Source organism: Streptomyces sp. 4N124 (genome assembly GCF_052245395.1).
Classification (GTDB): domain Bacteria; phylum Actinomycetota; class Actinomycetes; order Streptomycetales; family Streptomycetaceae; genus Streptomyces.
Window position 1 is genome coordinate 131,876 of sequence record NZ_JBQQBS010000006.1, and the last position, 26,172, is coordinate 158,047.

At 70.1% G+C, this 26,172-nt stretch carries 26 protein-coding genes; 17 read left to right on the forward strand and 9 right to left on the reverse strand.

Annotated features, from left to right (window positions below):
• Nucleotides 1-22: 22 nt before the first annotated feature.
• On the forward strand, nucleotides 23-661 hold the full coding sequence (locus tag ACTWQO_RS08305; protein WP_443236556.1) for an HU family DNA-binding protein: 639 nt from the start codon (nucleotides 23-25) through the stop codon (nucleotides 659-661).
• A 77-nt stretch (nucleotides 662-738) separates the two neighbouring features.
• Here the strand turns inward: ACTWQO_RS08305 and ACTWQO_RS08310 are convergent, their stop codons facing one another.
• Nucleotides 739-942, reverse strand: a complete 204-nt coding sequence (locus tag ACTWQO_RS08310) for a hypothetical protein (RefSeq protein WP_328356325.1) — start codon at nucleotides 940-942, stop codon at nucleotides 739-741.
• Between the two features lie 91 nt (nucleotides 943-1,033).
• Nucleotides 1,034-1,672, reverse strand: a complete 639-nt coding sequence (gene cofC, locus ACTWQO_RS08315; protein ID WP_443236557.1) for a 2-phospho-L-lactate guanylyltransferase — start codon at nucleotides 1,670-1,672, stop codon at nucleotides 1,034-1,036.
• A gap of 141 nt (nucleotides 1,673-1,813) precedes the next feature.
• On the opposite strand from cofC, the gene ACTWQO_RS08320 reads away from it, so the two are divergent.
• The 3 genes from ACTWQO_RS08320 (at nucleotide 1,814) to ACTWQO_RS08330 (ending at nucleotide 4,822) form a co-directional block, all read left to right on the forward strand.
• Nucleotides 1,814-2,590 carry a lysophospholipid acyltransferase family protein gene (locus tag ACTWQO_RS08320; RefSeq protein WP_443236558.1) on the forward strand — a complete coding sequence of 259 codons (777 nt, stop codon included), beginning with the start codon at nucleotides 1,814-1,816 and terminating at the stop codon, nucleotides 2,588-2,590.
• The gene (locus ACTWQO_RS08325; RefSeq protein WP_443236559.1) at nucleotides 2,587-3,597 is read left to right on the forward strand and encodes an NAD(P)H-dependent glycerol-3-phosphate dehydrogenase; all 1,011 of its coding nucleotides are present in this window, start codon (nucleotides 2,587-2,589) and stop codon (nucleotides 3,595-3,597) included. Before ACTWQO_RS08320 ends, ACTWQO_RS08325 begins: the two co-directional genes overlap by 4 nt.
• 70 nt (nucleotides 3,598-3,667) lie before the next feature.
• Complete coding sequence (locus ACTWQO_RS08330) at nucleotides 3,668-4,822, forward strand: D-alanine--D-alanine ligase family protein (protein ID WP_443236560.1); 1,155 nt, start codon at nucleotides 3,668-3,670, stop codon at nucleotides 4,820-4,822.
• 18 nt (nucleotides 4,823-4,840) lie between these two features.
• Here ACTWQO_RS08330 and ACTWQO_RS08335 read toward each other — a convergent pair whose 3' ends face one another.
• Nucleotides 4,841-5,323, reverse strand: coding sequence for a DUF3515 domain-containing protein (locus ACTWQO_RS08335; protein WP_443236561.1), 483 nt, complete (start codon nucleotides 5,321-5,323; stop codon nucleotides 4,841-4,843).
• A 20-nt stretch (nucleotides 5,324-5,343) separates the two neighbouring features.
• Nucleotides 5,344-5,577 carry an Lrp/AsnC family transcriptional regulator gene (locus ACTWQO_RS08340; RefSeq protein WP_003997603.1) on the reverse strand — a complete coding sequence of 78 codons (234 nt, stop codon included), beginning with the start codon at nucleotides 5,575-5,577 and terminating at the stop codon, nucleotides 5,344-5,346.
• A 206-nt stretch (nucleotides 5,578-5,783) separates the two neighbouring features.
• Between ACTWQO_RS08340 and ACTWQO_RS08345 the strand changes: the two genes are divergently transcribed.
• Nucleotides 5,784-6,749, forward strand: coding sequence for a thiamine-phosphate kinase (locus ACTWQO_RS08345; protein WP_443236562.1), 966 nt, complete (start codon nucleotides 5,784-5,786; stop codon nucleotides 6,747-6,749).
• On the forward strand, nucleotides 6,746-7,540 hold the full coding sequence (gene thiD, locus ACTWQO_RS08350; RefSeq protein ID WP_443236563.1) for a bifunctional hydroxymethylpyrimidine kinase/phosphomethylpyrimidine kinase: 795 nt from the start codon (nucleotides 6,746-6,748) through the stop codon (nucleotides 7,538-7,540). The genes ACTWQO_RS08345 and thiD overlap by 4 nt, the downstream gene beginning before the upstream one ends.
• Nucleotides 7,541-7,635: 95 nt before the next feature.
• On the opposite strand, the gene rpmB is transcribed toward thiD, so the two are convergent.
• Nucleotides 7,636-7,821 (reverse strand): 50S ribosomal protein L28, encoded by a 186-nt coding sequence (rpmB, locus tag ACTWQO_RS08355; RefSeq protein ID WP_003993230.1) that lies wholly within the window; start codon nucleotides 7,819-7,821, stop codon nucleotides 7,636-7,638.
• A 254-nt stretch (nucleotides 7,822-8,075) separates the two neighbouring features.
• Here rpmB and ACTWQO_RS08360 point away from each other — a divergent pair, with 254 nt between their 5' ends.
• Entirely contained in the window at nucleotides 8,076-9,824 is a 1,749-nt protein-coding gene (locus ACTWQO_RS08360) for a DAK2 domain-containing protein (protein ID WP_443236564.1), read from the forward strand.
• 20 nt (nucleotides 9,825-9,844) lie between these two features.
• On the opposite strand, the gene ACTWQO_RS08365 is transcribed toward ACTWQO_RS08360, so the two are convergent.
• Complete coding sequence (locus ACTWQO_RS08365) at nucleotides 9,845-13,036, reverse strand: tetratricopeptide repeat protein (RefSeq protein ID WP_443236565.1); 3,192 nt, start codon at nucleotides 13,034-13,036, stop codon at nucleotides 9,845-9,847.
• The gene (locus tag ACTWQO_RS08370; RefSeq protein ID WP_443236658.1) at nucleotides 13,033-14,862 is read right to left on the reverse strand and encodes an HSP90 family protein; all 1,830 of its coding nucleotides are present in this window, start codon (nucleotides 14,860-14,862) and stop codon (nucleotides 13,033-13,035) included. Before ACTWQO_RS08370 ends, ACTWQO_RS08365 begins: the two co-directional genes overlap by 4 nt.
• A 168-nt stretch (nucleotides 14,863-15,030) precedes the next feature.
• Here ACTWQO_RS08370 and ACTWQO_RS08375 point away from each other — a divergent pair, with 168 nt between their 5' ends.
• The 8 genes from ACTWQO_RS08375 to mutM all read left to right on the forward strand — a co-directional run bounded on the left by ACTWQO_RS08375 (nucleotide 15,031) and on the right by mutM (nucleotide 23,417).
• Nucleotides 15,031-18,243 (forward strand): helicase-related protein, encoded by a 3,213-nt coding sequence (locus tag ACTWQO_RS08375; protein ID WP_443236566.1) that lies wholly within the window; start codon nucleotides 15,031-15,033, stop codon nucleotides 18,241-18,243.
• 81 nt (nucleotides 18,244-18,324) lie between these two features.
• On the forward strand, nucleotides 18,325-18,912 hold the full coding sequence (rsmD, locus tag ACTWQO_RS08380) for a 16S rRNA (guanine(966)-N(2))-methyltransferase RsmD (RefSeq protein WP_210577402.1): 588 nt from the start codon (nucleotides 18,325-18,327) through the stop codon (nucleotides 18,910-18,912).
• Nucleotides 18,913-18,938: 26 nt separating this feature from the next.
• Nucleotides 18,939-19,418 carry a pantetheine-phosphate adenylyltransferase gene (coaD, locus tag ACTWQO_RS08385; protein WP_443236659.1) on the forward strand — a complete coding sequence of 160 codons (480 nt, stop codon included), beginning with the start codon at nucleotides 18,939-18,941 and terminating at the stop codon, nucleotides 19,416-19,418.
• Nucleotides 19,419-19,575: 157 nt separating this feature from the next.
• A complete protein-coding gene (locus ACTWQO_RS08390) occupies nucleotides 19,576-20,634 on the forward strand; it encodes an ATP synthase F0 subunit B (protein ID WP_443236567.1) in 1,059 nt (352 codons plus the stop codon).
• A 144-nt stretch (nucleotides 20,635-20,778) separates the two neighbouring features.
• Nucleotides 20,779-21,426: a YceD family protein gene (locus ACTWQO_RS08395; RefSeq protein WP_443236568.1), complete on the forward strand. Its 648-nt coding sequence runs from the start codon at nucleotides 20,779-20,781 to the stop codon at nucleotides 21,424-21,426.
• Between the two features lie 2 nt (nucleotides 21,427-21,428).
• Nucleotides 21,429-21,602 (forward strand): 50S ribosomal protein L32, encoded by a 174-nt coding sequence (rpmF, locus tag ACTWQO_RS08400; RefSeq protein ID WP_007493396.1) that lies wholly within the window; start codon nucleotides 21,429-21,431, stop codon nucleotides 21,600-21,602.
• Nucleotides 21,603-21,621: 19 nt separating this feature from the next.
• A complete protein-coding gene (gene rnc / locus ACTWQO_RS08405; protein WP_443236660.1) occupies nucleotides 21,622-22,476 on the forward strand; it encodes a ribonuclease III in 855 nt (284 codons plus the stop codon).
• An 80-nt stretch (nucleotides 22,477-22,556) separates the two neighbouring features.
• On the forward strand, nucleotides 22,557-23,417 hold the full coding sequence (gene mutM, locus ACTWQO_RS08410; RefSeq protein WP_443236569.1) for a bifunctional DNA-formamidopyrimidine glycosylase/DNA-(apurinic or apyrimidinic site) lyase: 861 nt from the start codon (nucleotides 22,557-22,559) through the stop codon (nucleotides 23,415-23,417).
• On the opposite strand, the gene ACTWQO_RS08415 is transcribed toward mutM, so the two are convergent.
• Entirely contained in the window at nucleotides 23,390-23,791 is a 402-nt protein-coding gene (locus ACTWQO_RS08415; RefSeq protein WP_443236570.1) for a winged helix-turn-helix transcriptional regulator, read from the reverse strand. The genes mutM and ACTWQO_RS08415 overlap by 28 nt on opposite strands.
• Nucleotides 23,792-23,840: 49 nt before the next feature.
• The gene (locus ACTWQO_RS08420; protein WP_443236661.1) at nucleotides 23,841-24,944 is read right to left on the reverse strand and encodes a CAP domain-containing protein; all 1,104 of its coding nucleotides are present in this window, start codon (nucleotides 24,942-24,944) and stop codon (nucleotides 23,841-23,843) included.
• Nucleotides 24,945-25,104: 160 nt separating this feature from the next.
• On the opposite strand from ACTWQO_RS08420, the gene ACTWQO_RS08425 reads away from it, so the two are divergent.
• Both ACTWQO_RS08425 and ACTWQO_RS08430 read left to right on the forward strand, forming a co-directional pair.
• Nucleotides 25,105-25,386 carry an acylphosphatase gene (locus tag ACTWQO_RS08425; protein ID WP_301984547.1) on the forward strand — a complete coding sequence of 94 codons (282 nt, stop codon included), beginning with the start codon at nucleotides 25,105-25,107 and terminating at the stop codon, nucleotides 25,384-25,386.
• Between the two features lie 380 nt (nucleotides 25,387-25,766).
• Nucleotides 25,767-26,000, forward strand: a complete 234-nt coding sequence (locus ACTWQO_RS08430) for a hypothetical protein (RefSeq protein ID WP_443236571.1) — start codon at nucleotides 25,767-25,769, stop codon at nucleotides 25,998-26,000.
• The last annotated feature ends 172 nt before the right edge of the window (nucleotides 26,001-26,172 follow it).

Consider the following 26,172-nt stretch of genomic DNA (forward strand, 5'->3'; position numbering starts at 1 on the left):
CGATGTCTCCGAAGGGGAAGACGTGAACAAGGCGCAGCTCGTAGAAGCGATTGCCGACAAGATGGGCGGCCGTCAGCAGGCCGCCGATGCTGTCGACGCGGTACTGGACGCCATCGTCCGCGCGGTGGTCGGAGGCGACCGGGTCTCGGTCACCGGCTTCGGTTCGTTCGAAAAGGTCGACCGTCCCGCCCGTTACGCCCGCAACCCTCAGACCGGCGAGCGGGTTCGGGTCAAGAAGACCTCCGTGCCGCGCTTCCGCGCGGGCCAGGGCTTCAAGGACCTGGTGAGCGGCTCGAAGAAGCTCCCGCGCGGTGGCGAGGTCGCCGTCAAGAAGGCGCCCAAGGGCAGCCTGACCGGCGGTGCCGCGGCCACGGTCAAGAAGGCCGCGGCCAAGAAGACCACCAAGGCGGCCGCCGCGAAGAAGACCACGGCGAGGAAGGCGGCGACGAAGAAGACCACCGCGGCCGCCAAGAAGACCACGGCCAAGAAGACGACCGCGAAGAAGACCACCGCGACGGCCAAGAAGACCGCGGCGAAGAAGACCACCGCCAAGAAGGCGACGGCCAAGAAGGCCCCGGCGAAGAAGGCGACGGCCAAGAAGGCCCCCGCCAAGAAGTCGTCCGCGCGCAAGACCACCGCCAAGAGGGCCACCGCTCGCTAGTAAGCGGGGCACAGGGGTACTCACGTGCCGGGCCGGACTCCCTCATGGAGTCCGGCCCGCGGTGTTTTTCGCCGCGTTCACAGGGTCTGTAGCGTCACCAGCGTGATGCGCGGGCCGTCTTTGGGGCCCTCGACCTCGATCCGTACGCGCTGCCCGGGGCGGAGCAGGCGGAGGCCGCCGGCGTCGAAGGCTGGGGCGTCGAAGGGGAGGGGGGTGCCGTCGTCGAGCAGCACGCTGCCGGTGCGGGTGGTTGCGTCGTAGGTGTATGCGGTGGCCTGCATGCTGACAGAGTATGGGCTGCCTTGGGTTGTTCGTTGGGTGCGGCGCCGTTGGGGCTGGTCGCGCAGTTCCCCGCGCCCCTACGGGGCGCTCTCACAACCCCGTGATCAAGAGGCGTGCCGTTGCCTTTGCTGTTCTTGGGCCGACCCCCAGTGCCAGTGCCGCGCGCAGGTCCTCGCCGGTGTCCACGTCCTGGCGTACGGAATCCACCGCGTCCAGGGTGAGTTCCACCGCGCCGGAGGAGCGGTGGCGGGCTCGGGAATCGGTGCCGAATTGTGGGTGCAATTCACGGTCGGGGGTGGCGGCCAGCAGAGTTGTGCCGATTGCGGCCGCATCCGGGAGAAAAGCGCGGGGGAATTCCGCGGCCGCGTCCAGGACTCGGGCCAATTCCGCTGGGCGCAGGGCGGGAAGATCGGCGTTGAGTGCGGCAAGCGCGGTTCGGGGGCGGGATGCCCGTACGACCGTCGCGGCGTGCGTCAGGGCCGCGTTCAGGCCGCCTGCGGGTTCGTCGGGGACGATACGGGCGCCCAGGGCGGCCAGCTCACGGCCGGCCAGGGCGTCTCCCGTGACAACCGCCACATCACGGACCGCCTGGCAGGCCAGCGCGGCCGCCACGGTGTCCTGGGCGAAGGCGAGGGCGAGGCCCGGGCGCAGCCCGTCGGCGGCGGTGTCCGAGAGCCTGCTCTTGGCGTGCGCCAAAGGCTTCAGGGGTATCACCAAGGTCCACTGCACGAGCGTTCGTCCCTCTCTTGTCGCGGCCATTGTCACCTGCCATCTGGCGGGCGGGTGCTCGGGGCGTACGGTGTTCTCGACAGACCGGCGGCCTGGGGCGACACTTGTGCGGCCCCCCAGGCCCTAGAGGAAGGTGTCCGCGTGCCCCGCCGCAGAATCGGCTTCTGGTACCGCTTCGCAGCGGTCCTCTGCAAACCGCCGCTGGTGGTTCTGATCAAGCGGGACTGGCGTGGAATGGAGCACATTCCGGCTGAGGGCGGATTTATCACCGCGGTGAACCACAATTCGCACATCGACCCCTTCGGCTACGGGCACTTTCAGTACAACACCGGCCGTGTTCCGCGATTCCTCGCGAAGAGCAGCCTTTTCAGGAAGGGGTTCGTCGGCGCCGCGATGCGCGGCACCGGGCAGATCCCCGTCTACCGGGAAACCACGGACGCGCTCAGTGCCTTCCGGGCCGCGATCGCCGCCGTGGAGCGCGGCGAGTGCGTGGTGTTCTACCCGGAGGGAACGATCACTCGCGACCCGGACCAGTGGCCCATGACCGCCAAGACCGGCGCCGCGCGCGTCGCCCTGCAGACCAAGTGCCCGGTGATTCCCGTCGCCCAGTGGGGCGCCAACGAACTGCTGCCGCCGTACGCCAAGAAGCTCAACGTCCTTCCACGCAAGACCCACCACGTGCTCGCGGGCCCGCCCGTCGACCTGACGCGCTTCTACGACGAGGAGATGACCCCGGAACTCCTGAAGGAGGCGACCGAGGTCATCATGGCCGCCATCACTCGCCAGCTGGAGGACATCCGCGGTGAGAAGGCGCCCGAGACGCCGTACGACCCGCGCCAGGAGCGGATCGAGCAGCGGCGCAGGAGCAGGGTCCAGGCGGAGGGCAAGGCCGTACAGGAAGAGGGGCAGGGCACGTGAGCAAGCGGGTCAAGGCGGCTGTCTTCAGCGCCGGTTCGTGGGGTACCGCCTTCGGCATGGTGCTCGCCGACGCGGGCTGCGAGGTCACCATCTGGGCGCGTCGGCCGGAGGTCGCCGACGCCATCAACTCCAGCCGGATGAACCCCGAGTACTTCCCCGGCATCGAGCTCCCGGAGAACCTGCGGGCCACCACCGACCCCGCCGAGGCCGCGGCCGGCGCCGACTTCACGGTCCTGTCCGTCCCCTCGCAGACCCTGCGCGGCAATCTCGCCGAGTGGGTGCCGCTGCTCGCGCCCGGCACGATCCTCGTCTCCCTCATGAAGGGGGTCGAACTCGGCACCGCCATGCGGATGAGCGAGGTCATCGAGGACGTCGCCAAGGTGGGTCAGGACCGTGTCGCCGTCGTGACCGGACCCAACCTCGCCCGTGAGATCGCCGCGCGGATGCCGGCGGCCTCCGTGGTCGCCTGCACCGACGAGGCCGTGGCCCAGCGGCTCCAGGCCGCCTGCCACACGCCGTACTTCCGCCCGTACACGAACACCGACGTGGTGGGCTGCGAGTTGGGCGGTGCCGTGAAGAACGTCATCGGCCTCGCCGTCGGCATCGCGGACGGCATGGGGCTCGGCGACAACGCGAAGGGGTCCTTGATCACACGTGGTCTCGCCGAGACCACCCGGCTCGGTCTGGCGATGGGTGCCGACCCGCTGACGTTCTCCGGACTCGCGGGCCTGGGCGACCTGGTGGCGACCTGTTCCTCGCCGCTGTCCCGCAACCACACCTTCGGCACCAACCTCGGCAAGGGCATGACCCTTCAGGAGACCATCGCGGTCACCAAGCAGACCGCCGAGGGCGTCAAGTCCTGTGAGTCCGTGCTGGATCTGGCCCGCAGGCACGGCGTCGACATGCCGATCACGGAGACGGTCGTCGGCATCGTGCACGAGGGCAAGCCTCCGGTGGTCGCCCTCAAGGAGCTGATGTCGCGCAGCGCGAAGCCCGAACGACGCTGAGCGACGCCCGGGCAACACCGGGATGCGGACGCTGTGTCCGGGCGCTACCAACGGGTACCCTCAACGCGATATGAGCACCGAGAACCTCCCCCAGAGCCCCCAGCAGCCGCCTCGCAAGCCGCGCGTGGCCGTCGTGTTCGGCGGACGCAGCTCCGAGCACGGGATCTCCGTGGTCACCGCCGGCGCCGTCCTCAAGGCCATCGACCGGACCAAGTACGACGTCCTGCCGATCGGCATCACCCAGGACGGCCGCTGGGCGCTCACCGCCGACGAACCGGAGCGCATGGCGATCACCGAGCGCCGTACGCCCAACGTCGCGGAGCTCGCCGAGTCGAGTGAGGGCGGTGTGGTGCTCCCCGTCGACCCGGGAAACCGCGAAGTCGTCTACAGCGAGCCCGGATCGGTGCCCAAGGCGCTCGGTGAGGTCGACGTCGTCTTCCCCGTCCTGCACGGCCCGTACGGCGAGGACGGCACCCTCCAGGGCCTTCTGGAGCTGTCCGGGGTGCCGTACGTGGGCTCGGGTGTGCTCGCCTCGGCCGTCGGCCAGGACAAGGAGTACATGAAGCGGGTGTTCACGTCGTTCGGGCTCGCGGTCGGCCCGTACGTGGTGATCCGGCCCCGCGAGTGGGAGCAGGACGAGTCCGCCGCCCGCAAGAAGATCGTCGACTTCGCCGGCGAGCACGGCTGGCCGCTCTTCGTGAAGCCCGCGCGCGCGGGTTCGTCGATCGGCATCACCAAGGTCGACGACCTGGCCGGGCTCGACGACGCGATCGCCGAGGCCCAGCGCCACGACCCCAAGATCCTCGTCGAGGCCGCGCTGCGCGGCCGGGAGATCGAGTGCGGGGTGCTGGACTTCGAGGACGGCCCGCGGGCCTCGGTGCCCTCCGAGATCCCCTCGCCCGAGACCCACGCCTACTACGACTTCGAGGCCAAGTACATCGACTCCACACCGGGCATCGTCCCCGCGCCGCTCACGCCGGAAGAGACGGCGGAGGTCCAGCAGCTCGCCGTCGACGCCTTCGAGGCAGCCTCCTGCGAAGGCCTGGTCCGCGCCGACTTCTTCCTCACGGACCAGGGCTTCGTCATCAACGAGATCAACACCATGCCCGGCATGACCCCGATCTCGATGTATCCCCAGATGTGGCAGGCGAGCGGAGTCAGCTACCCCGAGCTGGTGGACAGGCTGATCCAGGCGGCACTGCGCAGGTCAACGGGCTTGCGGTGACTGAGGTCCCCCAGGCGCTCAGTCGGCGATCCCCTCCGGCACCGCCTTCTTGACGGCGGGCGCCAGATCAACCAGCGGCGCCATGCCGTCACCCGTGCGGTCCTTGGGGATGATCACCTCCACGTATGCCTTGCGCAACGTCGTGATGAACCGGAAGTCCCCGCTGTCCTGCTCCTGCAGCAACCAGCCGACGCCGTTCACATCGACCCCGTCGGACTGGGAGTCGTTCATCTCCTCAGGCCGCTCAACACCGCACCGCAGTATGATCGCCGGGTCCCCCCACCCCGCGGTCAACGCGGAGGCAGGTTCGGGATCCCGGCGATCCTGACCGTCGACCTTGGACGGCAACACCGTGTCCAGGTTTCGGCACAGCTTCGTGACCTTGGTGCCCGGACCGGGAACCGCGGCCCGGGCGCTGTCGTCTGCTGAGGAGCAGCCCGCGACGGTGATCAACAGAGCGACGGTGGGCAGACCGATGAGCCGGTGGGGAAAGAAGGTCACCGGCCAAGGGTAGACGGGGGCTACAGATGAACGACGGGGCAGGTCAGGGTTCGTGTGATGCCGTCCACTTGCTGGACCTTGGCGACCACCATGCGGCCGAGGTCGTCGACGGTGTCTGCTTGCGCACGCACGATCACGTCATAAGGTCCTGTCACATCCTCGGCCTGGATCACCCCAGGAATCTTGCTGATCGTCTCGGCGACGGTCGACGCTTTGCCGACCTCCGTCTGGATCAGGATGTACGCCTGTACCACGGAACCTCCAGGGCGGCCACGAGGATCATGTGGGGAAAAGGAACGCCACGGTATCGCGTCGCCGCTCGCCGCGGGGAGACCTGCGGGGACCGGGGCTTGCGCGCCGGGGTGCAGGCACGACAGAAGTTGACGGTCAACTCGACCGTATCGAGGACACTGGTGACGCGCGACCGGGCACGGACAGGCACAGAAGGGGCGAAAGGACAATGAAGGGCACTGTTGGTGAGCTGGGGGAGTTCGGGCTCATCAGGGAGCTCACCTCCCGTCTCACCACCACCCCGGCGGTCCGGGTCGGCCCCGGCGACGACGCCGCGGTGGTCGCCGCACCCGACCGCAGGGTCGTGGCGAGCACCGACATCCTCGTCGAGGGGCGGCACTTCCGCCGCGACTGGTCCACGGCCTACGACGTGGGCCGCAAGGCCGCCGCACAGAACCTCGCGGACATCGCGGCCATGGGCGCCGTACCGACCGCACTACTGCTCGGCCTGGTCGTCCCGGCCGAACTCCCGGTGGCCTGGGCGACCGAGATGATGGACGGACTGCGCGACGAGTGCCAGGTCGCGGGGGCGTCGGTGGTCGGCGGGGATGTCGTACGGGGCGACACGATCGTGGTGTCGATCACCGCGCTTGGCGATCTGCGCAATCAGGAGCCCGTGACGCGGGGCGGTGCGCAGCCCGGGGACATCGTCGCGGTGACGGGCTGGCTGGGCTGGTCGGCGGCCGGGTACGCGGTGCTGTCGCGCGGGTTCCGTTCACCCCGGGCCTTCGTGGAGGCGCACCGGCGCCCGGAGCCGCCGTATCACGCGGGGCCGGCCGCGGCCGGGCTCGGCGCGACCGCCATGTGCGACGTGAGCGACGGGCTGATCGCCGACCTCGGGCATATCGCGGAGGCCAGCAAGGTCCGTATCGACATCCGCTCCGGCGCGATCGACATCCCCTCCCAGATGAACGACATTGGGCAGGCCGTCGGCGTCGACCCCATGCAGTGGGTGCTCACCGGGGGAGAGGACCACGCGATCGTGGCGACCTTCCCGCCGGACGTGAAGCTGCCCGCCCGCTGGAAGGTCATCGGCGAGGTGCTCAACCCGTCGGCGCTGCCCCAGGTGACGGTCGACGGGGCGCCGTGGACGAGCAAGGGCGGCTGGGACCACTTCGGGGACATCGAGTCGTGAGCGCGCCGCCGAGAGTGCTGACGGTCGCGGGCTCCGACTCCGGTGGAGGCGCCGGAATCCAGGCCGACTTGAAGACGATGCTGGCGCTGGGCGTGCACGGCATGAGCGTCGTCACCGCGGTGACCGCGCAGAACTCCCTTGGCGTGCAGGGGGCTTGGCCGCTGCCCGTGGAGGCGGTGCGGACCCAGTACCGGAGCGTCGTCGACGACATCGGCGTACAGGCCGTGAAGACCGGGATGCTCGCGTCCGCCGAACTCGTCGAGGCGGTGGCCGAGTTGATCGCCGGTACGGATGCTCCGGCCGTGATCGACCCCGTGGGTGTCTCCAAGCACGGGGACTCGCTGCTGGCTGCGTCCGCGCTGGATTCCGTACGGACGAAGCTGCTGCCGGTCGCGACCGTGGCGACGCCGAACCTCGACGAGGTGGCCCAACTCACGGGCGTGCACGTCGAGTCGGAGGAGCAGATGCGGGGGGCCGCGGCGGCTGTTCTGGCGTACGGGCCGCGCTGGGCGCTGATCAAGGGTGGACATCTGCCCGGGGACGCCGTGGATCTGCTCACCGACGGGGCGGAGGAGCACTGGCTGCGGGCGCCCCGGCACGACAACCGGCACACGCACGGTACGGGCTGCACGCTCGCCTCCGCGATCGCTTCAGGGCTTGCGAAGGGGCTGCCTGTGCCGGAGGCGGTGGCGGCGGCGAAGGAGTACGTCACCGGGGCGATCGAGGCGGGGTTCGCGCTCGGTGGGGGGATCGGGCCGGTGGATCATGGGTGGCGGTTCAGGGACGTCTAGGTGCCGTCCAGGCCCCGGAGGCAGCAAAAAGCCGGTCCACCAGAGGTGGACCGGCTTCTGCAGCGAACCGGCAGTGGCCGCGCTACCGCGTAGCGTCAGCGCGAGACCTTGCCGGCCTTGATGCACGAGGTGCAGGCGTTCACGCGCTTCGGCGTCCCGCCGACCACGGTACGGACGCGCTGGATGTTCGGGTTCCAGCGACGGGACGTACGGCGGTGCGAGTGCGAGATGTTGTTGCCGAAGCCCGGCCCCTTGCCGCAGACGTCGCAGTTGGCAGCCACGGGTCACTCCAAAGACTTCAGATGCACTTACGGTTGAACCCGGCAGGCCGGGATCAAGATCGCAGGATAGAGATCTGAGTGGCGTTGCCAGGGAAATGGCCCGATGTGGATCGGGCAACCGGAGCAGCATACAACGACTGCGCCAGTACAACGAAACTACCATGGCTGCTCAGGGCCCCGCTCCGGCCCACTTCCGGTGGACACCGGCCCGGGGTCTACGCTGCGTCCCACGTCCAGGCCCTAAGGAGGCGCAGGTGGCGCAGGTGCCGCAGACATTCTTCGATGCTCTCGCGGTGCGCACCTGGTGCGGTCTCGCGCTGGAGGCGCTGGGGCGGTCGCGTGAGGAGATCGACGCGATCAACGTCTACCCGGTGGCCGACGGTGACACCGGCACGAACCTGTATCTGACGGTGGAGTCGGCGCTCGCCGCGGTCGATGCGGTCTTCACCGGCCACGAGGTCGGGGGCGGTGCGGGGGCGCCGCCGCTGGCCGACACCGTGCAGGCCATGGCGCACGGCGCGCTGATCGGGGCGCGCGGGAACTCCGGAACGATTCTGGCGCAGCTGCTGCGGGGGATGGCGCAGGTGCTCGCTGCCGACGGAGACGGTGGTGCCTCCTCCCTTGGTGAGACCTCTCACAGTGACGCCCGGGGGCTGCGGCTCGCGCTCCGGCATGCGGCCGACTCCGCCCGGCAGGCCGTGGCCCACCCCGTGGAGGGCACGGTCCTCACGGTCGCCTCGGCCGCCGCGGACGCCGTCACCGGAGCCGAGGGGGACTGCGGGACGGTCGCGCGGGCGGCCTACGAAGGGGCACGAGCGGCGCTCGCCGCGACACCGGGCCAGCTGGCCGTCCTGGAGCGCGCGGGTGTCGTGGACGCGGGCGGGCGGGGGCTGGTGGCGGTGCTGGGGGCGCTCGTGGAGACGTTCACGGGGGAGCGGCCGGCGGCGGTGGCCGTGGCGTCGCCGGTGGACGTGGGGCACGCGCGCGTGGATGACCTCGGCACGGCGGACGGGCACGCGCGCGTGCCCGCCGAAAACCTCGCTGACTGTCTGGACGGGACAGCCGTCCTGGAGGAGGGCGGGCCCGCCTTCGAGGTGATCTACCTGCTGGAGGCCGAGGACGCCGCCGTGACCCGGCTGCGGGAGCGGCTCGACGCGCTCGGGGATTCGCTCGTCGTGGTCGGCGGCGACGGGCTGTGGAACGTCCATGTGCACGTGGACGACGCGGGCGCCGCCGTGGAGGCGGGCGTGGAGGCCGGGCGGCCGTACCGGATCAGGATCACGCACTTCGCCGTCGGCGACGTGCACACCACCGGCGGCGGACGCCCGCCCCGCGAGCGCGTCCAGCGTGCGGTCGTGGCCGTGGTGCCCGGCGAGGGGCTGGCCGGGCTGTACACCGAAGCGGGCGCGACCACGGTGCTCGCGCGCCCCGGGGAGCCGCCCGCGAGCGGGGAACTCGTCGACGCCGTACGACGGGCCCACGCGCGCGAGGTCGTCCTGCTGCCCAACGACGCCGACCTGCGCCACACCGCCGCCGCGGCGGCCGAGCAGGCGCGCACGGAGGGCATCCGGGTGGCGCTGATCCCGACGCGTTCCGCGGTGCAGGGGATCGCGGCGCTGGCCGTGCACGAGCCGGACCGCCGGTTCGACGAGGACGTCGTCCAGATGACCTCGGCGGCCGGCGCGACCCGCTACGCCGAGGTGACCGTCGCCGAACGCCAGTCCTGGACCACGGCCGGGATCTGCCAGGCCGGTGACGTCCTCGGCCTCATCGACGGCGACGTCGCCGTGATCGGCTCGGACGTCACCGACACCGCCGAGACCGTCATCGACCGCATGCTCCAGGCCGGCGGCGAGATGGTCACCCTCGTCCTCGGCGACGAGGCACCCGACTCCATCGCCGAGCGCGTCGAAGCACGCGTGCGTGAGGTGTACCTCGCTGTCGACACGGTGGTGTACCGGGGCGGGCGGCAGGGTTCGCTGCTGCTCATCGGCGTCGAGTAGGCCGTGTTCCTCCAGGGGCCCTATTCCTCCGTCTGTTCCTGCTGATCCTGCTGTTCCTGCATCAGCTGGAGCATCTGCTCCGCCTCCGTCCGCCGGGCCTGTACCGTCTCGTCGCCGTCGTCGGCACCGTCGTACGCGACCAGCACGGCACGCGCGCGTGCGGCGGCCTGTGCGGGGCGGCTCAGGTCTGCCTCCAGCCAGCCGGCGGCGAGTTCGGCGCCGGTGCGGGCGTGCAGGGCGTCGTCACCTGCGGCGGCGAACACCGGGACCGCGTCCAGCATCTGGCACAGGGCTTCTTCGAGGGTGGCCCGGATCGAGTCGTCCTCGGCGTCCTCGGTGGCGGACCGGGCGAGCAGGTCGCCGAACTGACGGTGGGTGTGGCCGAGTTCGGCGGTGAGGCGCTGCCGTGCCTCCTCGTCGGCGGTCGCGTCCCGTGCCGTCGCGCAGTCGCGGACCGCGCCCGCCATCAGCTCCCGTGCCCCGTCCGGCCCGTCCTGCGTGCGCAGCGCGAGCCAGGAGCGGGCGCGCAGGGAACGCACCAGGCCGTGCACGTTGCCGAGTTCGCGCCACAGGTCGCCCGCGCGCGCGTAGGCCTGGTCGGCCTCGTCGTGCAGCCCCGCGTGCCCCAACGACTCGGCGGCGAGATGGGCGAGCGTGGCGTGGTCGTGCTGCTCGGGCCAGTGCCGGGCGATCTCGGCGGCCTGCAACCGCCGTTCGGCCGCCGCGCGGTGCTCGCCGAGCTCGCTCAGACAGTCGCCGAGCCACCACTGCGTCTGTACGACCGCGCCGTCGCCGTGCGTTTCGGCGGTCAGGTCGGGCAGCGCCGACTCCAGCACCTCCGCGGCCTCCGCCCACCGTCCCTGGCGCAGCAGGAACCCGCCGAGCTGGTGCCGGGCCCAGGCGCCGAGCGTCGGACCCTCGCCCGCCTCGTCGGCCCAGTGCGCCGCGTCCAGGGCGTGTTCGGCGGCCTCCGCGGACCGGCCCCGGCCGCCCAGCACCTCGGCGAGCTGAAGGTGCAGCTGGGCGCGGCCGACCGGCTCCAGGTGCGGTCCGCCGTGCTCCAGCGCCGCCCGCAGCGCCCGTTCGGCCTCCGCCGTGTCGCCCAGGTGGTGGGCGAGCCCCGCCAGGCGGGCCTCGTACTCCACCGCGAACCACGGCAGCCCCGCCCCGACGAACGCCGCCGCGGCCCGCGCGAACAGCTCCGCCGCCCCCTCCACGTCCCCGGCATGCGCGGCCAGCTCCGCGAGCATCGCCTGCGCCTCCGCGGCCCGCGAGGCCAGCCGCACATCGTCCCCGGCACGCCCCTCGACCAGCGCGAGCACCTCCCGCGCGGCGGCTTCGGCGTCGACGAAGACCCGGTCGGCCGGTGAGCCGCCGAGCCCGTCCGACGAGGAGCGGCCGACGGCCGCATCCCGCGTCGAGTGGTGGGCCGGGATCTCGCCGTCCGGGAAGGGGTCGTCCCCGGTGGCGTCCGGTAGGGGGTCTGGGTCGTGTGGGGAGCCGTGGGCCGGGGGTTCGCTGTTCGGGGAGGCGCCGCCTGCCGCGTCCGGCACGAAGCCCGCGTCCTGCGGGGAGTCGTAGCCCATTGGTTCGCCGTCCGGGGCAGCGGCACCCGCCGAATGCTCCGCCTCGTGCACCCGCCGCATCAGGATCCGGGCCTTGCCCATCAGTACCGACGCCGTCTGGGGTAGGCCGGTGCCGCCCTCGGCGTAGAGCGCCAGGACCTCGTCGTAGGGGCCTGCCACGGCGGCGAGCGCGCCGGCCGTGTCGTCCGCGAGCGCGCGCATGTACGCCGCACGCGTGCGTGCCGCCAGGGCCTCACCGGGGTCGCCCGCCTCCGCGTACAACTGAGCGGCGCGCTCGAACAGGTCGATGCCTTCCGGGCCGAGGTCCATCGCACGGTGGTCGGCGATCTCGGCGCGGTCCCGGGGGGACAGTTCAACCCCCTCGGCGGCTCGGGCGACCGCCGCCCATGCCTCGATCGCGTTCGGCTGCAGGGTGTCCGACAGCCGCCGGGCCTCGGCCAGCAGCGCGGGCAGATCGGGCTCCACGGCCTCATCGTGCGCCGGAACCGGCGGGACGGGAACCGTCGCGGGACGTGCCGAGCGCACCCCCAGCGGCAGTCGCTCCACCAGTGGCCGCTGCTCCATACGCGCGCGTGCCCGCTCGCTCACGTGTGCCGTGCCGTTGCGCTGGTCGAACCGCCCGGCCAGCGCCATGGCCTCCACGCGCGCGTGAGCGGCGAGTTCGCCCGCCGTCCACTCCCGCCCGGCCGGCCCCGGCACCCGCTGGCCGCCCAGCCCCAGCGCGGTCAGCCGGTCCATGAGCAGGGCCACGACGCTCATGAAGTCCAGCCTGCTGCGCGGATGTCCGGTGTCGGTGAAGTAGGCCGGCCGCTCCGCGAGCAGCTCCAGGCCGCGCGCCTCGTTGCCGGTCAGCGCACAGAACTCCACATGGTCCGCGTACGCGCCGCGCATGCTCTCCATGGACCGTACGAGCCGGAAACCCCGCAGATGGTTGGCCCGCGCCTCGTCGAGGCGGCCCAGCCGCAGCAGGGGCACCAGGGACGACGCCAGGACCGTGTGCGGCTCGTGGGCGCAGGTGAACTCGCCCTCCAGGACGGGCGCCCACAGCTCCAGCGCCGCCGCGTCCCGCTCCCGCTCCGCCTGCCACCACCCCTGCCCGTGCAGCTCGCACGCGTGGCAGTCGGCCATGGTGTCCCGGTCGGCGGCCAGCCAGGCGGCGTACGCCCGCTCGGCCCGGTCGTCGTCCCCGATGTGCGCGGCCACACTGAACTCGGCGCTGCGCACGGCCCGTTCGGAGTGACCGGCGAGCCGGTAGCGGTGTTCCATCGCGCCGAGCCACTTCTCGACGGACGCGAGCGGGATGTGCGGCTGGTCGAGCATGCCGGACGACATCCACTTGAAGACCCAGTGCAGCGAATGGGTCTCGTACTCGTCGAAGTCCTCGGGGTGTTCGTCCCACATGCGCAGCAGGCGCGCGAAGGGGACGAACATCTTGTCCTTCTCGGAGCTGTAGTTGTAGACCTTCAGCTGGTGCCCGAGCGCCTCGATCACCGCAAGGGGGATGTTCAGCTTCTCGGCCTCCGCCAGCAGCTGTTCCGCGCGCGCGTTGCGGGCCGGGCCCTCAGGCTGCTCGCCGTTCTCCGCCATCGCCCGGCGCAGGGAGTCGAAGTCCGTGATCTCAGTCATCGCTGACCGTCCTCGCTGTGCGTGGCCCACTCCAGGAGGCCGATGAACGCCCGGTTCAGCAACGCCGAGTCGGCGGGCCTGAGCGGCCGCTGCGCCATCAGCAGGGCCTGCCCGTACAGCGACTCCGTGGCGGTGCCGATCAGCTCGGGGTCCCGCAGGGAACTGATCCTGCGGATCAGCGGGCTGAGATGGTTGAGTACCAGCCGCGCGCGGGGGGCGCTGCCGCGCAGCGAGCCGAGGATGCCCGCCCAGAGGTCGTCGGCCTGCTCCTCGGCCTCGGCCCGGGCCTGCTCGTGCCGGGCCGCACGGTCGTCCAGGTGCAGTGCGGGCACGGACAGTGGATGGAAAGCGCGCAGTACTATGTCACATCCCAGTGGGTCCAGCGTCGCCCGCGCCGCCGCCAAGAACCCCGCCAACGCCAGCTCCTCCGCCGGATCGACCGCGTCCAGATGGGCGGTCACCGTGTCGGCGTCCAGCTCGGCGACCACCGTCCCCGGCCGCACCGACGGCAGCGCCTCGACCAGCTCACTGTCGTACGTGTAACCGCCGTTGATCACCCCGACGCCCTGCGCGGACGCGATCGGCGCGACCTGCCGGTACTCCTCGACGGTCCGGGTGAAGTGCACCACCGGGTGCCGCTGCGCGAACTCCTCCAGGGACAGCCGCCCGTCGGTCGTCTCGAAGGGCAGCCACGGCAGCATCGTGCGCAGCATCTCCTTGTCGTGCCGCGCAAGGGACTTCACGCCCAGGTAGTGCACCGACAGGAAAGCGGCCAGCCGCTCCGGATCACCGGCAGCCAGCCCGGTGAGCCACGCGCGAATCCTTTCCCCGAGAGCGTCCCGTACGGCGGCGAGCGTCTCGTCCTCGTACAGCGACTCGCGCGAGGCCGTGGGCCGCAGACTGTCGGTGTCGAGCACGCAGCGCACGAAGAACGCCCAGTCGGGCAGCAGTTGTTCGGCCCGCTCGGTCAGCAGCATGCCCTTGAGGTGGACGCGATGACTCGCCCGCTGGGCCGGGCTGACCGCTGACGGCAGCACGTACGCCACCCCCCGGACACCGGCGAGCGGCACGTTCAGCTCGATCGCGTCCAGCGGGGTGAAGCCGAACAGATCGTGGCAGTGCCGGGCCAGGGCCACCCTTCGGGTGGCGGGGGAGGGGTACGTACGGTCCCAGGGCGCGGGCAGGTCCGTGATCGCCTCGTCGCCGACCCGGACGTCGTACGGCAGCAGGGACCCGAAGTCGCGGGCCAGCGCGAGCACCCGCTCCTCGGTGAGCCACTCCCCGGCGCCGGGCCGCGCCACCAGATGCACGGTGGTGCCCGGTTCGGTGCGGGCGTCCGGCGGCAGGCTCCGTACGGTGTACGAGCCGTCGTCCGCCGCGGTCCACTCCACGGGCGCCGCGCCGGGCGTACGGGCGCTCAGACTGACGACCCGGATCCGCTCGGCGACGACGAAACAGGCCAGCAGGCCGATGCCGAACTGGCCGAGGAACTCGGACCGGGCCTCCTGCAACCCCTCCGCACGCTTCGAGCTGCGGCCGATCGTCGCAAGGAGGTTGTGCACATCCGCTTCGGTGAGCCCGATCCCGGAGTCCTCCACGCGCAGGGTCCCGCCCTCCGCGTACAGCCGCACGCGGGCAGGGGCATCGGGCTGCTCGGCACGTCTCGCCGTGATGGCGTCGACGGCGTTCTGCAGCAGTTCCCGCAGATAGACCTTGGGACTGGAGTAGAGGTGATGAGAGAGCAGGTCCACCAGACCGCGCAGGTCGACCTGGAACGTATGAGGTGACTGGGGTGCCTGGGATGACTGTGAGGTCTGGGAGTCCATCGTCACGGCGCCGGTGGGGGGACGGGCGACGGCGCGGGGTCGGGCGGTCCCGGTTGAGCCGGTGACCGCGGAAAGGATGGCCGGAGCGCGTCATCCTATGGCTCGAACGAGCCGTCTGACCAGGGGTTTCCCGAGACGTATACGGGATTGTCAGTGGCGTGGTGTGCAATGGATCTCGTGCCCGCACTGGAAGAACCACTGAAGAAGGTGCTCGGCCCCGCCACCGCGAAGGTGATGGCCGAGCATCTCGGCCTGCACACCGTCGGCGACCTTCTGCACCACTACCCGCGCAGATATGAGGAGCGGGGCCAGCTCACGCACCTGGCCGACCTCCCCATGGACGAGCACGTGACGGTGGTCGCCATGGTCGCCGACGCCCGTCTGCACACCTTCGCCTCGTCCAAGGCTCCCCGAGGCAAGGGCCAGCGCCTCGAGGTCACCATCACGGACGGCAGCGGCCGACTCCAACTGGTCTTCTTCGGCCACGGCGTTCACAAGCCCCACAAGGAACTGCTGCCGGGCACCCGCGCGATGTTCGCGGGCAAGGTCTCCGTCTTCAACCGCCGCCTCCAACTGGCGCATCCGGCGTACGAGTTGCTTCGCGGCGACGCGGGGGAAACCGTCGAGACGTGGGCCGGCGCCCTCATCCCCCTCTACCCCGCCACCGCCAAACTGGAGTCCTGGAAGATCGGCAAGGCGATCCAGACCGTCCTGCCCAGCGCCCAGGAGGCCCTCGACCCCCTCCCGGACACCCTCCGCGAAGGCCGCGGCCTGGTCCCCCTCCCCGAGGCCCTGCTCAAGATCCACCGCCCCCACACCAAGGCGGACATCGCCGACGCCCGCTCCCGACTCAAGTGGGACGAGGCCTTCGTCCTCCAGGTCGCCCTCGCCCGCCGCCGCCACGCCGACGCCCAACTCCCGGCAGTCGCCCGCAAACCCAAGCCGGACGGCCTCCTCACGGCCTTCGACGACCGCCTCCCCTTCACCCTCACCGAGGGCCAGCAGAAGGTCTCCAAGGAGATCTTCGACGACCTGGCGACCGAGCACCCGATGCACCGGCTGTTGCAAGGGGAGGTAGGTTCGGGCAAGGCCCAGCCTCTCGACTCGCTCGTGCTGACACCTGCCGGTTTCCGCCGCATGGGCGATATGGAGGTGGGGGACGAAATTGTCGTTCCCGACGGTGAGGTCGCACTTGTCGACGGGGTCTTCCCACAGGGCGAGCGCGATGTCTGGCGCCTGATCCTTTCTGATGGGACCTACGTCGAGTGCGATGACGAGCATCTATGGATCGTTGGCACCAGTAGCGGGTGGCACCGGGGACAGACTCCCAAGGTCATGACGACTCGCGAGATTCGCATGGACACCTTCAAAGCAAACGGATCTTCGAAGTGGTACCTCCCGGCTGCTGCCCCGGTCGATCTCGGAGGTGATTCCGGGCTGCCTCTCGATCCGTACCTGTTTGGTCTGCTGCTGGGAGACGGCTCATTCCGGCACAACCTGCGAATGTCCACGATCGACGACGAGGTCCGTGATGCCGTGGCGGCGAGTGTGGCTCCTGAATGCCGACTGGTTCCGGTGAAGGGTTCGCGTTGTGACTTCACGATTCAGCTGACGCGCCGCGCTGGAGGTGTCCGTAACCCCGTCGTCCAAACCCTGCGTGACTTGAACCTGTGGGGCGTGACGTCACACGGAAAGTTCGTTCCTGACGAGTTCAAGAACACTTCGATCAAGAACCGCCTGGCTCTTCTCCAGGGACTTCTGGACACGGATGGCACGGTCCAAGCGGATGGGCTGAGCATCTCGCTCTGCTCAGCTTCGCGCCGGCTTGCGGACGACGTTGCCTGGCTCGTGCGCTCGCTCGGTGGCCAGGCGCGGGTTCTCCCGAAGAAGGCCGCCTTCAACGTCTCGGTGGCCCTGCCTGACGAATACGCCCCCTTCAGGCTGAGTCGCAAGGCCGAGCGTGTACGGTCCAGGCCGAAATACAACACGTTCCGACGCGGAATTCGCGCGGTGGAGTACGTGGGACGAAAGCCCGTCCAGTGCATCAGCGTCGCCCACCCGGGCCATGCCTACGTCACAGACAACTTCACAGTGACCCACAACACGATGGTGGCGCTCCGCGCCATGCTCGCCGTCGTCGACGCGGGCGGTCAGGCCGCGATGCTCGCCCCCACCGAAGTGCTCGCCCAGCAGCACCACCGCTCGATCGTCGAGATGATGGGCGAGCTGGCCGAGGGCGGGATGCTGGGCGGTGCCGACCAGGGGACCAAGGTCGTACTGCTCACCGGCTCGATGGGCGCCGCCGCCCGCCGCCAGGCGCTGCTCGACCTGGTCACCGGCGAGGCCGGGATCGTGATCGGCACACATGCGCTGATCGAGGACAAGGTGCAGTTCCACGACCTCGGCCTGGTCGTCGTCGACGAACAGCACCGCTTCGGCGTCGAGCAGCGCGACGCCCTGCGCGGCAAGGGCAAGCAGCCGCCCCACCTGCTCGTGATGACCGCCACGCCTATCCCGCGCACCGTCGCCATGACCGTCTTCGGCGACCTGGAGACCTCCGTCCTCGACCAGCTCCCCGCCGGGCGCTCACCGATCGCCAGCCATGTCGTCCCGGCCGCCGACAAGCCGCACTTCCTCGCCAGGACCTGGGAGCGGGTGCGCGAGGAGGTCGGCAAGGGACATCAGGCGTACGTCGTGTGCCCACGGATCGGCGACGAGGAGGAGGACCCGAAAAAGAAGAAGTCCCCCGAGGACGAGGCCGAGAAGCGCCCACCGCTCGCCGTCCTGGACGTGGCCGCCCAACTCGCCAAGGGCCCCCTGCGAGGCCTCGGGGTCGAGGTCCTGCACGGCCGAATGCACCCCGACGACAAGGACGCGGTCATGCGCCGCTTCGCCGCCGGCGAGACCCATGTCCTGGTCGCCACCACGGTCATCGAGGTCGGCGTGAACGTCCCCAACGCCACCGCCATGGTGATCATGGACGCCGACCGCTTCGGCGTCTCCCAGCTCCACCAGCTGCGCGGCCGAGTCGGCCGAGGCTCCGCGCCAGGGCTCTGCCTCCTGGTCACCGAGATGCCGGAAGCCAGCGCCGCCCGCCAGCGCCTGAACGCCGTAGCCGCCACCCTCGACGGCTTCGAACTCTCCCGCATCGACCTGGAACAACGCCGCGAGGGCGACGTCCTCGGCCAGGCCCAGTCCGGCGCCCGCACCAGCCTGCGCATGCTCGCCGTCATAGAGGACGAGGAAATCATCGCGGAGGCGAGGGATGAAGCGGCGGCGGTAGTGGCAGCCGACCCGGACCTGAAGCAGCTCCCAGCCCTACGAACGGCCCTGGACGCCCTCTTGGACGAGGAGAGAGAGCAGTACTTGGAAAAGGGGTGAAGGAGACCCACCTGAGGGGCGCGGGGAACTGCGCGACCAGCCACACTGATACCTGAAGCCGCCCACAACCAAGGACCCAAGATGACCCGCGTGATCGCCGGCGCAGCCGGCGGACGTCGCCTGGCCGTTCCACCGGGAACCGGTACGCGCCCCACCTCCGACCGCGCACGCGAAGGTCTCTTCTCCACCTGGCAGTCCCTCCTCGGCGGCCCCCTGGCCGGCGAACGGGTCCTCGACCTGTACGCGGGATCCGGCGCCGTGGGCCTGGAAGCCCTGTCCCGAGGCGCGGGCCATGTCCTCCTCGTCGAGGCCGACGCCCGCGCCGCCCGCGTCGTCCGGGAGAACGTGAAGAACCTCGGCCTCCCCGGCGCCGAAGTCCGGGCAGGTAAAGCGGAACAGATCATCCGCACAACCCCGCCTGAACAGCCGTACGACATCGTCTTCCTCGATCCGCCGTACCGAGTCTCAGATCACGATCTTCGGGAGATCCTGCTCACACTCCGCACCGAGGGCTGGCTAGCGCCGGAGGCCCTCGTCACCGTGGAGCGCAGCACTAGAGGCGGCGAATTCGGCTGGCCGCCCGGCTTCGACGCGATCCGGGCCCGTCGTTACGGCGAGGGGACGTTTTGGTACGGTCGCGCCGCCTCTACGTGCGAAGACGCACGATGACCGGACCGGAGAGCGAGGGATCTCAAGTGCGCCGCGCCGTCTGTCCCGGGTCGTTCGACCCGATCACCAACGGACACCTCGACATCATTGGCCGCGCCTCCAGGCTGTATGACGAGGTCTACGTCGCGGTGATGATCAACAAGTCCAAGAAGGGCCTGTTCGAGATCGAGGAGCGGATCGACCTGATCCGCCAGGTCACCGCCGAATTCGAGAACGTCCGGGTCGAGGCCTTCCACGGCCTGCTCGTCGACTTCTGCAAGGAACGCGACATCCCGGCCATCGTGAAGGGCCTGCGCGCCGTCAGCGACTTCGACTACGAGCTGCAGATGGCCCAGATGAACAACGGCCTGACGGGTGTCGAGACGCTCTTCGTGCCGACCAACCCCACCTACAGCTTCCTGTCGTCCTCCCTGGTCAAGGAGGTCGCGACCTGGGGCGGAGACGTCTCCCACCTGGTCCCGCCGGTGGTCTTCGAGGCCCTTGCCGAGCGCCTGAAGAAGGACTGAGCGGGCCGTATCACGGGCGCCCGGAAAGCCACTCCGGAAACCCCCGGAAAATCCCCCGGAAGCTGACAATCCGTCACCCGCTGTCCGGCGGGCACCCCATGGCCGTACAGTCGACCCGTCCGTCTCCATCACAGCTGTAGAGAGTGGCGAGCACACGGTGGACGTGCAGAAGAAGCTCGACGAGATCGTCGCCGCGGTCTCCAGTGCCCGGTCGATGCCCATGTCGGCCTCGTGCGTGGTCAACCGCGCCGACCTGCTCGCGCTGCTCGAAGAGGTGCGCGAGGCGCTGCCCGGCTCCCTCGCGCAGGCCCAGGAGCTGATCGGCGGCCGTGAGCAGATGGTCGAGCAGGCCCGCCAGGAGGCCGAGCGGATCATCCAGTCCGCGCACGCCGAGCGCGGCTCGCTGATCTCCGACACCGAGGTCGCCCGCCGCTCCCAGAACGAGGCCGACCGCATCCTCGCCGAGGCCCGCAAGGAGGCCGAGGAGATCCGCGCCGAGGCCGACGACTACGTCGACTCCAAGCTCGCCAACTTCGAGGTCGTCCTCACCAAGACCCTCGGCTCGGTCGGCCGCGGCCGCGAGAAGCTCCTCGGCACCGGACCCGGCCTCGACGAGCAGGGCTACGAGGACGAGGACGCCCCCGAGCGCAGCCACGACCCCGAGACCCTGCGCCGCACCGCCGACGAGTACGTGGACGTCAAGCTGGGCGCCTTCGAGGCGGTCCTGGCCAAGACCCTGGAAGCCGTCGGCCGCGGCCGGCAGAAGCTGCACGGCCGTATCGCCTCGGACGACCTCGGCGCCCTCGCCGACGACATCAGCACCGTCCAGCACTCCAGCGACGCCGACTACCTCGCCGACCTCGTGGCGCAGGCGGAGCAGGACGCCCCGGCCCCGCAGCAGCCCGAACAGCCCCAGCAGCCCGACTACGGCCAGCCGCAGCCGGCGTACGGCTACCAGCAGACCGCGCAGCAGGACCCGTACGGCGGCTACCAGCAGGCCTACGCGCAGCAGGACGCCTACGGCTACCAGCAGGCCGACCCGTACGCCTACCAGGGCTACGACGCCCAGCAGCAGGCGTACGACCCGAACCAGGTGCCACAGCAGCCCCAGCAGGCCCAGCAGGGCTACGCCCTCGACGAGACCAGCCTCTTCGACACCGGCATGATCAGTGCCGAGCAACTGCGGGCCTACGAGCAGGGACGCGGCAACGGCTGAGGCCCCGGTGCCCAGCGGATTGGGCCGAGAGCGAAAGGTCCAGTATCCTGGCTCTTCGGTCGTGTGTACGTCCGCGATCCATGCTGCCCGGGAAACATCAAGGGCGGCGTCCCTCTGAGCTCGAAGATCGAAAGCAGGAACGGCGTGACAGCCCGCCTCGACCACCGCAACCCTCTCGTGTTCGACACGCACGAGCTGGGTCGGCGGCCTGGTGCGCTGCAGCGCCTGACCCGCGAGATCGGCGCTCCCAAGGATCTCGGGATCCAGGGAGTCATCGGAGTGCCGGAAGGCGCACCGGTGGAGCTCGAACTCCGGCTCGAGTCGGTCATGGAAGGGGTGCTTGTCACAGGCACCGCCCGTGCACAGGCCGAGGGGGAGTGCGTAAGGTGTCTGGAGCCGCTTGAGCTGGCGCTCGAAGCGGATTTCCAGGAGATGTTCTCGTACCCTGACGCCGATGACCGGGGCCGTGTCAAAGCGGAGCCGGTCGACGACGCCGAGGAAGACGAGGACAGGCTCTTCATCGAGGACGGCCTGTTCGACCTCGAACCCGTGCTGCGCGATGCGGTGGTGCTCGCACTGCCGATGCAGCCGGTGTGCCAGGAAGACTGCCCAGGTCTGTGCGCCGAGTGCGGCGTACGCCTTGCGGACGACCCGGACCACCACCATGACGCCGTCGACATCCGTTGGGCGGCACTGCAGGGACTCGCCGGTTCACTCGGAGACGGCGAGAAGGACGAGATGAGCGGCGGCGCGCCTCAGTCAGCACGCGCCGACGAGAAGCAGGAGAAGTAGCCGTGGCTGTTCCGAAGCGGAAGATGTCGCGCAGCAACACGCGCCACCGCCGGTCGCAGTGGAAGGCTGCGGTCCCCACCCTGGTTGCGTGTGAGCGCTGCCACGAGCCCAAGCTGCAGCACATCGCGTGCCCGTCTTGCGGCACTTACAACAAGCGCCAGGTCCTCGAGGTCTGAGCGGCTGGTGAGAGGCACTGTGTCCACGCCGAAGAAGAACTCTGCGGAGACCACGGCCTCGTCCCACACGCTGTTGGAAGGGCGGCTCGGGTACAAGCTCGAGTCCGCCCTTCTGGTGCGTGCGCTGACCCACCGGTCCTACGCATACGAGAACGGCGGTCTGCCGACGAACGAGCGGCTGGAGTTCCTGGGGGACTCCGTGCTCGGCCTCGTCGTCACGGACACGCTGTATCGCACCCACCCCGACCTGCCCGAAGGCCAGCTGGCCAAGTTGCGGGCCGCGGTGGTCAACTCGCGTGCGCTGGCGGAGGTCGGCCGCGGGCTCGACCTGGGCTCCTTCATCCGGCTCGGCCGCGGTGAAGAGGGCACGGGCGGGCGGGACAAGGCGTCCATCCTCGCCGACACCCTGGAAGCGGTGATCGGCGCGGTCTATCTCGATCAGGGTCTGGACTCGGCCTCAGAGCTGGTCCACCGTCTGTTCGACCCACTGATCGAAAAGTCCTCGAACCTCGGAGCCGGCCTGGACTGGAAGACCAGTCTCCAGGAGCTCACCGCGACCGAGGGGCTCGGCGTACCCGAGTACCTGGTCACGGAGACCGGCCCCGATCACGAGAAGACCTTCACTGCTGCCGCCCGCGTCGGAGGCGTCTCGTACGGCACCGGCACCGGCCGCAGCAAGAAGGAGGCGGAGCAGCAGGCAGCTGAGTCCGCGTGGCGGTCCATCAAGGCCTCCGCGGACGAGCGTGCCAAGGCTGCCAAGGCCGCAGCGGCGGAAGCCGAAGCGGCCAGGGCCGAGGCGGTGGAAGCCGAAGCGGCCAAGGCCGAGGTGGCGGAAGCCGCCGGAGGCGCCGACGAGGCGCAGGCCTCCGCCTGACGAACAGCGCAGGACGAGCGCCCGCCCCGCCTTGTGGGGCGGGCGCTCGGCTCGTACACCGGCTCGTTACGGGGGATCCCATGCCCGAGTTGCCCGAGGTCGAGGTCGTACGGCGGGGCCTTGCGCGGTGGGTCGCCCATCGCATCGTCGCCGAGGCCGAGGTCCTCCACCCGCGCGCGGTGCGCCGCCATCTCGCCGGCGCCGACGACTTCGTACACCGCCTCAAGGGCCACCGCATCGGCACCCCCAGCCGCCGCGGCAAGTACCTGTGGCTGCCCCTGGAGGACACGCACCAGTCGATCCTGGCCCACCTCGGCATGAGCGGCCAGCTGCTGGTCCAGCCGCAGGCGGCAGTCGACGAGAAGCACCTCAGGATCCGGGTGAGATTCGCCGACGACCTTGCCACGGAACTCCGCTTCGTCGACCAACGCACCTTCGGCGGCCTGTCGTTGCACGACAACACCCCCGACGGCCTGCCCGACGTCATCGCGCACATCGCCCGCGACCCGCTCGACCCCCTCTTCGACGACGAGGCCTTCCACCAGGCGCTGCGCCGCAAGCGCACCACCATCAAACGGGCCCTGCTCGACCAGTCGTTGATCAGCGGCGTCGGCAACATCTATGCGGACGAGGCCCTTTGGCGCGCCCGCCTTCACTACGAGCGCCCCACCTCGACCTTCACCCGCCCGCGCACCGCCGAACTCCTGGGCCACGTCCGGGACGTGATGAACGCGGCCCTTGAGGTGGGCGGCACCAGCTTCGACAGCCTCTACGTCAACGTCAACGGGGAGTCGGGCTACTTCGACCGATCGCTCGATGCGTACGGCCGTGAGGGACTGCCCTGCAAGAGGTGCGGTACGCCGATGCGCCGCCGCGCCTGGATGAACCGGTCGAGCTACTTCTGCCCGAAGTGTCAGCGGGCGCCGCGCGTCTCGTCGTAGCGCGCCCGTGCGGTGAGCACGTCGTCCATGCGGCCTTCCACGAAATGGATGAGGGCCAGCAGGCGCTCGGCGATCTCGCGGCCGAGCGGGGTCAGTTCGTAGTCCACGCGGGGCGGATTGGTCGGCTGGGCCTCACGGTGCACCAGGCCGTCGCGCTCCAGTGCGTGCAGCGTCTGGGACAGCATCTTCTCGCTCACGCCGTCCACGCGGCGGCGCAACTCGTTGAAGCGCAGCGACCCCTCGTACAGCGCGCCGAGCGTCAGTCCGCCCCAGCGGCCCGTGACATGCTCCAGCGTGCCGCGCGAGGGGCATGCCTTCGCGAACACGTTGAACGGCAGCTCCTGCTCCGCCGTGCGCTCCTGCATGATGTCCATGCCTCAAGCGTACTCGGGTGCAGCGCTAACCAGAAGTTAGCGCTACGTCTCAGTACCCGAAGTCCTGCGTCCACCACGGTCCACCGGACCCGAGGTGGACACCCACGCCCAGCGTCTTGAAGTCGCAGTTCAGGATGTTGGCCTTGTGCCCGGGGCTGTTCATCCAGGCCTCCATGACGGCGGCCGCGTCGGCCTGGCCGCGGGCTATGTTCTCGCCGCCGAGGTCGGCTATCCCGGCTGCTTCGGCCCGGTCCCACGGAGTGGCTCCGTTGGGGTCGGTGTGGTCGAAGAAGCCCAGTGCGGCCATGGCGTCGCTGAAGTCCCGGGCCAGGTCGGCCAGCGCGCTGTTCGCGGAGACCGGGCTGCAGCCCACCTTCGCCCGTTCCTGGTTGACGAGCTTGAGCACCTCGGCCTCGGCCCTGGCCTCGGCGGACACCGTCACCGGGGCCTTGGTGTCCTTCTCCGGCGCCTTGGTGGCCGGGCGCGACGGGGTGGGAGTGGGCTTCGGCTTCTTGGTCTTGGCCGGCGGGGCCTTCGGCTCCTTCGACGGAGTCTCGCTCGGCGCCGTGGACGCCGAGGCGGACGGCGCCGGTGAGGCCGAACGCTCGTCGCCCCGGCTCGTCGACTCGTCGGTCTCGCGGCTGTCGGTGGCGCCGGACGTGCCGCCCTGCTCGGTCGCGCTGTTCGAGGGCGTGTCCACGGCCTGCACGTTGTCGCCGCTGTCGCTGCCGCCGCCGAGCTTGTAGTTCTCCACGCCGGGCACCACACCCGTGGCGACCGCGACGGTGCCGATAGCGACCGCGGCGGAGACGCCGAGCAGTCCGGCGCGCACCGGGCGCGCCGCCTTCTTCTTACGGCGGTGCCCAGCCGCCCGCCGGCCACCCCCGTCGGGTGCCGCTTCAGGGAAGACGACGCGGTAGTCCTCGTCCGAGGCGAAGAGGTAGCGCTCGCTGCGGGCGGTGGTCTCGGCGTATGCCGGGGTGCCCAGGTAGGGCGCCATGCCCACCGTGGGGTGGTCTGCCGCGTACGCGTCGTATGCGTCGTACGAGTCCTGCGGGTCGTGGCTCCCTGTGCGGGAACCGTACGTATCTGTGACCCCCGTGGCGCGGCCCGTGGCGGCGCGGCCGGCGGCTGAGCGTCGGTGGCGTCCCATGTCCTTGCCTTCCTCGTCCTGTGCGGTCGACTCGCCCATGCGGTCAACGCAACTCACTCGATCGAGTGAGTTTCATATGAGATTCATTGGGGCTGGACGGTACCGCATGGCGCTCGGTGAGGAAGTGCCCAGAGAGACATTGGCCCGTTAGGTTGCACTCATGAGCGAGGATGTGCGGTTGGTCGCCTGGGTGCGTGGACGCGTCCAAGGTGTGGGTTTTCGCTGGTTCACACGGGCCAAGGCGCTCGAGATCGGCGGCCTGAGTGGTTTTGCTCTCAATTTGGAGGACGGACGGGTCCAGGTGGTCGCGGAGGGCCCGCGCGGAGCGTGCCAAGGGCTCCTCGACTGGCTCGGGGGCGCCGACACGCCCGGCCGCGTCGACGGAGTCACCGAGATCTGGGACACACCCCGCGGCGGCTACGACGGCTTCTCGATCCGCTGAGCGATTTCTGTAAAGCGGCCCTGGCGGAAGCGGAGGGACGTGCCACCGGCAGTTGCCCCGAGCAGAAAGGGCCTGGTGGTTGCCAAGAACCGGTTGCCGTGGCAGGCTCCGCAGGCAAGGATGATCGTCACGCCCTGAGAGGCCCGCAGGAGCAGCAGCGCCGCCGCTTTTACGGCCGCGCGCCCCCGGGATGCCCGCCAATGCAGGGCGTGATCGTGTTGACCGTCAAACTTTTTGGTGAGACGCTGAAAGCCCCGCGCACCTTAGCTGTTTGGCATGGAGAACGGCAGCACAACTCAACAGTGCCAAGCACCGCGGGTGCGAATCCCTCACGACCCACACCGCATCGGTCGGTCACTCAGTGTGGAGGACCATCCATCATGGCAAAGGCGCTTCTCGGTTACGTCGGCGGCTCCGACCCTCGACTCCTCGCCGAGATGCGACGGCTCCAGCAGCGTGTCCAGGACCTGGAATCCGAGCTCGGACGAATCCAGGCTGAGAACGACGCGCTGACGGCTGCCGCTTCTCACGACAGGATCATGGAGAGCATCGACTCTCACGACAGGGTCATGGAGAGCATCGACGCACACCAGGCGGAGCCTGCGCTCACCTGATCACTGCATCACGCAACGACAGCAGTGGTTGGGCTGCCCGTATCAACCGCTAAGTTGTCAGAGTTTGCAAGGGACGCTTCGGCGTCCCTTCTTTCTTGCCCCCGCGCATCCTTTCACCCTCTTTAACGTCTGGTGTGCCCTGCACGTTCATGGGTGAAACCGCGGGGTACCC